5 protein-coding genes are annotated in these 6,298 nt (G+C 61.4%); all 5 read right to left on the bottom strand.

The window, feature by feature from the left end; translation table 11 throughout:
- Positions 1–73 precede the first annotated feature (73 nt).
- On the bottom strand, positions 74–424 hold the full coding sequence (locus ACOVQ0_RS06825) for a type II toxin-antitoxin system PemK/MazF family toxin (RefSeq protein ID WP_421881925.1): 351 nt from the start codon (positions 422–424) through the stop codon (positions 74–76).
- Positions 421–645: an antitoxin MazE family protein gene (locus ACOVQ0_RS06820; protein WP_421881922.1), complete on the bottom strand. Its 225-nt coding sequence runs from the start codon at positions 643–645 to the stop codon at positions 421–423. The genes ACOVQ0_RS06825 and ACOVQ0_RS06820 overlap by 4 nt, the downstream gene beginning before the upstream one ends.
- Before the next feature lie 93 nt (positions 646–738).
- The gene (locus ACOVQ0_RS06815; RefSeq protein WP_421881919.1) at positions 739–3,777 is read right to left on the bottom strand and encodes an adenylate/guanylate cyclase domain-containing protein; all 3,039 of its coding nucleotides are present in this window, start codon (positions 3,775–3,777) and stop codon (positions 739–741) included.
- Between the two features lie 378 nt (positions 3,778–4,155).
- On the bottom strand, positions 4,156–5,568 hold the full coding sequence (lpdA, locus tag ACOVQ0_RS06810; protein WP_421881916.1) for a dihydrolipoyl dehydrogenase: 1,413 nt from the start codon (positions 5,566–5,568) through the stop codon (positions 4,156–4,158).
- Positions 5,569–5,650: 82 nt separating this feature from the next.
- On the bottom strand, positions 5,651–6,298 hold a 648-nt coding region (locus ACOVQ0_RS06805), incomplete at its 5' end, for a 2-oxo acid dehydrogenase subunit E2 (protein ID WP_421881913.1).

Here is a 6,298-nt window from a genome sequence, read left to right as displayed (position 1 = left end):
AAACCGCCGTGGGTGGAAGCTCACCGTGGGTTCGAATCCCACCCTGTCCGCCAGCCGTCGCTGGGCTGCGGGATCAGGCCCTTCCCGCACGCGGCGATACAGCCAATCCGAGAAACACCATCATAGCCTGATTGAGCCGCAACATGTCGGAATCATCTAGACGGCCGATCGCTTTCCCCATTTTCGATTTCGGCACTGTGGTGATCTTGTCCACCATCAGACGACAGGAGGAGCGCAATCCGTTGCGCTCACTCGGCTCGACCAACAGCCGGAACAGCGGTGCTTCGGTGGTGTCTGTCGTGAAAGCACAGACAGTTATGGAATCGGTGCTGTCAAAGTTATCGTCCTGCACGATCACCACCGGACGGGGTTTGCCCGCGTAATCTTTGCCGCCCGAAACCGTCCAGATATTCCCTCGTGTCACGCATCGTCCCAATCGCTCACCGCATCGATAAATGCCTGATCATCTGCTGCATGCCTGCTTGTCGCCACGGCCAGCGACTGACGATGCGCTTCGGCGCGGAAGGACGCCGCTCTCACATCGGGGACCCATATCTGGATGGGGCGCAGGCCCTGGGCACGCAAGCGCGCGCGATGTTCACCGACCTTTACCCGCGTCGGCTTGGGAGGGGATGCCGTGACCATGCGATGCTCCATCAAAGGTTACATGTAACTATCACATTGCCCGGTGAAATGTTAGCGGTTTGTGTGGCTCCCTTAAGCCCGATTCCCGCGCCCTCATCCCCAAACCCCATCCCAATCAGCAGGCGGCGGCTCTTGCTGCGCATGGCGCACACGCTGCAGCATCATGGCTGACGGCACATCATCCGGCAGCGCCATCGCGGCGTCGGCAAAGGCGCGCTCAGCGGCTACCCAGTCACGCTGGCCGATAAACTGCATTCCAGCGGCATAGGCGGCAACGCCTTCAACATTCAGATCACCCGTGTCCACAATCTCGAAAATGCGCGTAGGCCGTTTGCGCCCGCGCACCCGCATCAGATCCAGCTCGCGCAAAGGGAACCGGCCCGCAATCTTCGCCGCCGTTCCATCACAGACGATGGCATTCACGCGATATATCTTGGTCGCATCCTGCAAACGCGCCGCCAGATTCACGGTGTCCCCGATGACGGTATAGTCCATGCGTTTCGGGCTGCCGATGGTTCCTGCCACCACTTCGCCGCTCGCAATGCCGATGCCCAGCCGCAGGGGCACCAGCCCGCGCGCAACACGGCCTTCGTTCAGCCGTCGCGTCACGCCGATCATCGCAATCGCGCCGCTCACGGCATTGGCGCTGTCGTCAATATGTGGCAGCGGCGCGCCATAGACCGCCATCACTGCATCGCCCATGTACTTGTCGATCATGCCGCTGGTTGATGAAACCGCCTCGAACAGCTCGGTGAAAATCTCGTTGAGCATGTCCACGGTGTCGCGCGGCGTCAGCGTTTCAGCCAGCGTGGTGAAGCTGCGGATATCGGCAAACAGCACGCTGGCCGGAATCGCCGAACCAAAGATCAGGTCGTCACCCCGGCTGAACACCTCCTGCACCACTTCCTGCGGCATGAAGCGCCGCATCGTCGATGCCATGCGCTTGCCTTCGGAAATATCGTCGATCAGCACCAACGTGCCCACCTGCCCAACCTCGGCCAGCAGCGGCACGATGCTCACGTTGGCATCCTTGTCCTGCCCCTCGCTCACCGTCACATGCACGTCGATCAGGTTGCGCACCGATCCATCGCGCGCAACCGATGCGATTTCCTGCGCCAGCCAAGGATTGGCGGCCGCAAACCGCGCCCCTGCGGCTGCAGTATTGGCCTGCGGATCGTCGCCCAATCGCAACATCTGTTTTGCCGCCGGATTGATCTTGCTGATCCGACCCTCGGCATCGAGCGTAACAACGCCTGCCGACATCGAATTGAGAATGCTCTCGCTGTAATTGCGCGATGCCACCACTTCCGCAAACAGGGTGGCGTTCTCTATGGCGATGGCAGATTGCGCGGCAAATGCGGCCATGCGCACTTCGTCGTTTTTGGTAAAGCTGCCGCCGTCCACGCGGTTCAGCGCCTGCATCACCCCGATCGTCCGGCCGTCGCGCGTGGTGATCGGCATGGAAAGCACAGCGCGTGTAACAAACCCCGTTTCCGCATCCACCGCCGGGTTGAAACGCGCATCGGTATAGGCATCGGCCACCGCCACCACTTCGCCCGAACGGAATGCCGCTCCTGCCAGCCCCTTGCCCGCATCGATGCGGATGATCTTCTGTTCCACACCTTCGGCCACCATCGACCAAAGCTCGTCGTGTTCGGCATCATAAAGATAAAGCGTGGACCGTTCGGTGTGCAGGATGCGGCTCGTCGCCTCGACGATCTTCTCCAGCAGTGCTTCCAGCTTCATTTCGCCGTTGATCGATGAACTGACCTCCAGCAATTGCTGCAATTCCCCGTTCATCACTTCGCTGGCGTTGATCGTCACGGCCCAGCGCTCTGCCAGCACCACAAGGTGCGAAAACAGCATGATCACCACGCCAAACGCGGTGTAATCGATCCCGGCGACACGATTTCCGGGGGCCACGCCGAACGCCACCACCGAAATCATGCTCACGCTGGCAAACATGGCGCCCATGCCGATCAGGAACGGCACAGCCCCATCGCGCCGATCGATCACCGCGCGGATCAGGATCACCAATATCCACCCCAGCCCGGCCGTATGCGCCCAGAAACCATAAGCGGTGATCTGCGATGTCGTCAGGATCGTCGAAAACGTGAAGTTGAAGGCCTGTATCAGCCACACCAGCCCGACCAGACCGGTCAGCCCCCAGAACACGCGCCTTGGACTTTCTGCTGGAAACAGCGTGTGCGCATAGGCGAGCGCAAAGATCACCGATGCGGTGCCGAACAGGTCCACCAGCGCCAGCATCGCGCGCAACCCAAGGTCGGGCATCAGCATCAGCAACAGGTTGTCATATCCCAGCATCATCGTTGAAGGGATGAAGCCGAAGCAGCCCAGCGCCACGAACAGCGATACCCGGTCACTCCGTCGGAACAGGAAAATCGCAAGGCTGATCGCGCCCAACACGGTCAGCGCCACCTGAAACAGCATTTCCTGCGCCCAGCGCAAACCGCCCCAACTGCGCATGGCTTCAACCGTGCCCAGAACCGGCGCAGCCTCTATGCCGTTACGACGGTGGAGATAGCTGGCTACATCCACCTGCAGGCGAATGTCTTTGCCGTTGGCCACCAGCGGAATGTCGGTAGATCGCCATTCGTACCGTGTATCCGATGCATCGCGCCCCACCACGCCGCGCTTGCTCACCAGCGTTCCGTCCACCCACACCCGGCTCGCGGCAAAGATCGTCGGCAGGTGTAGCGTATAGGAACCGGGCGGCAGGCCTCGCAATGTCACGAAATAGCTGGCCGATGCCTGTGCGGGCAGCGGCTTTCCGTCCGGTCCGCTCTGCTTTGCCCACGTTCCCGGCACCGATATCGGAAAGGACTGCCCCGCGTAAGGCGCGTCATGCCAGACCATCGCCCACTGGCCCTCAAGCCGCACGGGCACACGGTCCGGGCTTGCGCCTGCAAAGTCGGCAACGCCTGCGCGCACGCCCCCATCTGGCAGCACTTGGGTTGGGCTCATGAAGAATGGCAAGTTGATGGCGCATAGCAGCGCCAGCATCATCAGGCTGAAGAATGCGCGCTGGAGATAGGTCTGCCTTGCGCCAGCGCGCGGCATTCCCCCAAGCGTTACGGCGTTGCCCACTCCGTCCACCCCCAGCCGCGCCACCGCAGCTACGAAAGCGCTATTGCCCCCCAAGGCAATCGAGCCATCCCGCAATCAAGGTGATGTATTTCCCGGCCAAAGTCAAAATGGCGGTGCCGCGGGCTGACGCAGGTCAAACAGCAAGGCAAAAACCGTTTTCCTACAACGGTCCACCCTGTCATCTTCAACGGCTTTTTGAAATAGTCAGCCACCCGGGCCACGCGCCCTCAGTTGAAAGAGGGCACGTCGCCTCAACTTCATCAACTAACTCCGCACAAGTTGTTGAAATTCCGTGATTCGCAGAATTTGGCCCTATTTCGACCATAAACAAAAGCGCGGACAGGTTGCCCCGCCCGCGCTATTTCGTTCATCGCCAATGTCTTGGCGGCCAAACTTGAAGTATCAGATGTGGATTGCCCGACCATATGCAGCCAGCACGCTTTCATGCATGGATTCACTGATGGTCGGGTGCGGGAACACCGTGTGCATCAGTTCTGCCTCAGTCGTTTCCAGCGTCTTGCCCACAACGTAGCCCTGGATCATTTCCGTCACTTCGGCGCCGATCATGTGCGCGCCCAGCAGTTCGCCGGTCTTGGCGTCGAACACGGTCTTCACGAAGCCTTCCGGTTCGCCCAGCGCAATCGCCTTGCCGTTGCCGATAAACGGGAACGTGCCGACCTTCAGCGCGTACCCCGCTTCCTTGGCCTTCGCTTCGGTCAGGCCGACGCTGGCGATCTGGGGGTGGCAGTAGGTGCAGCCGGGAATGTTCGCACGGTCCATCGGGTGCGGATGGACATCCTTGTTGCCCAGTTCCGCTGCGATAGCCTCGGCGGCGATCACGCCTTCGTGGCTCGCCTTGTGCGCGAGCCACGGTCCCGGCGTCACGTCACCGATGGCCCAGAGGCCCTTGACGTTGGTGCGGCCATAGCCGTCGATGCCGATGATCCCGCGTTCGGCCTTCACGCCCAGCGCTTCGAGGCCGATGTTTTCGGTGTTGGGCGCGATACCCACAGCGACGATCACGTGGCTGTAGTCAGCTTCCGCAACCTTGCCGTCCTTGCCCTTGATCTTCGCCTTCACGCCCGACGCTGAAACGGCAAGGCTTTCGACCCCCGCGCCGGTCATGATCTTCATGCCCTGCTTAGTCAGCGCCTTTTCGAGGAAGGCCGATACGTCGGCGTCTTCGACCGGTACCACGCGGTCCATCATCTCGACGACGGTAACTTCCGCCCCCATATCGTTGTAGAAGCTGGCAAATTCGATGCCGATGGCGCCCGATCCGATGACCAGCAGCTTGGTAGGCATGACCTTGGGCGTCATGGCATGGCGATAGGTCCACACGCGCTCGCCATCGGCCTTGGCGAACGGCAGATCACGCGCGCGGGCACCAGTGGCTACGATCACGTGCTTGGCCGAGATCGTTTCGGCGCCCTTATCGCCGGTCACTTCAACCGAAGTCGCGCTCTTGAGAACGCCGTTGCCCATGTGCACGGTGATCTTGTTCTTCTTCATCAGGTGCGTGACGCCCTGATTGAGCTGCTTGGCGACCCCGCGCGAACGCTTCACCACCGCGTCGAGGTCTGCACGGATGTTGTCTGCAGCCAGGCCATAGGCGGCGGCGTGCTTCATGTGGTTGAGCACTTCGGCCGAGCGCAGCAGTGCCTTGGTGGGAATGCAGCCCCAGTTGAGGCAGATACCGCCGAGGTTTTCGCGCTCGACAATCGCGGTCTTCAGGCCAAGCTGCGCACAGCGGATCGCCGCAACATAGCCGCCGGGGCCGGATCCGAGAACGATGACGTCGTATTGGTCAGCCACGCAAATGCTCCTTCAGGCCTCTTCCGGCCAAAACGTCTAGCGAAGCGAGCGGCGCACTGCCGCTCGCAGAATGGTCAGGCGATCAGGCAACCAGACCGAGCGGATTCTCGATCAGGGCCTTGAATGCCTGCATCAGTTCAGCGCCGTCTGCGCCGTCAATCGCGCGGTGATCAAAGCTGCCGGTGGCCGACATCACCGTGGCAATGCCCAGCGCGCCGTCGATCACATAGGGGCGCTGCTCGCCCGCGCCGACCGCCATGATCATCGCTTGCGGCGGGTTGATCACCGCATCGAAGCTCTTGATGCCGAACATGCCCAGGTTCGAGAGCGAGGCTGTGCCGCCCTGATACTCATGTGGCTGCAGCTTGCCTTCGCGCGCCTTGCCGGCCAGCGCCTTCATTTCGGTGGCGATGGCCGAAACCGACTTGGCACCGGCATCGACGATGATCGGCGTGATCAGGCCCGAAGGCGCGGCGACAGCGACCGAAATGTCAGCGCGGCTGTAGCTGCGCAGTTCGTCACCGGCGAAGCTGACATTGCACTTGGGCACCTGCACCAGCGCCTTGGCCAGCGCCTTGATGATCAGATCGTTGACGGAAAGCTTCACGCCTTGCGCTTCCAGAGCCTTGTTGAGCTGGCCGCGCAGCTTGAGCAGGGCGTCGAGTTGGATATCCACGGTGAGGTAGATGTGCGGGATCGTCTGCTTCGCCTCGGTCAGGCGGCGCGCGAT

The organism is Novosphingobium sp., assembly GCF_049240505.1.
Taxonomy (GTDB): Bacteria; Pseudomonadota; Alphaproteobacteria; order Sphingomonadales; family Sphingomonadaceae; genus Novosphingobium.
Note: the sequence above shows the minus strand (reverse complement) of the source record. Positions and strands in the feature narration are given on the sequence as shown.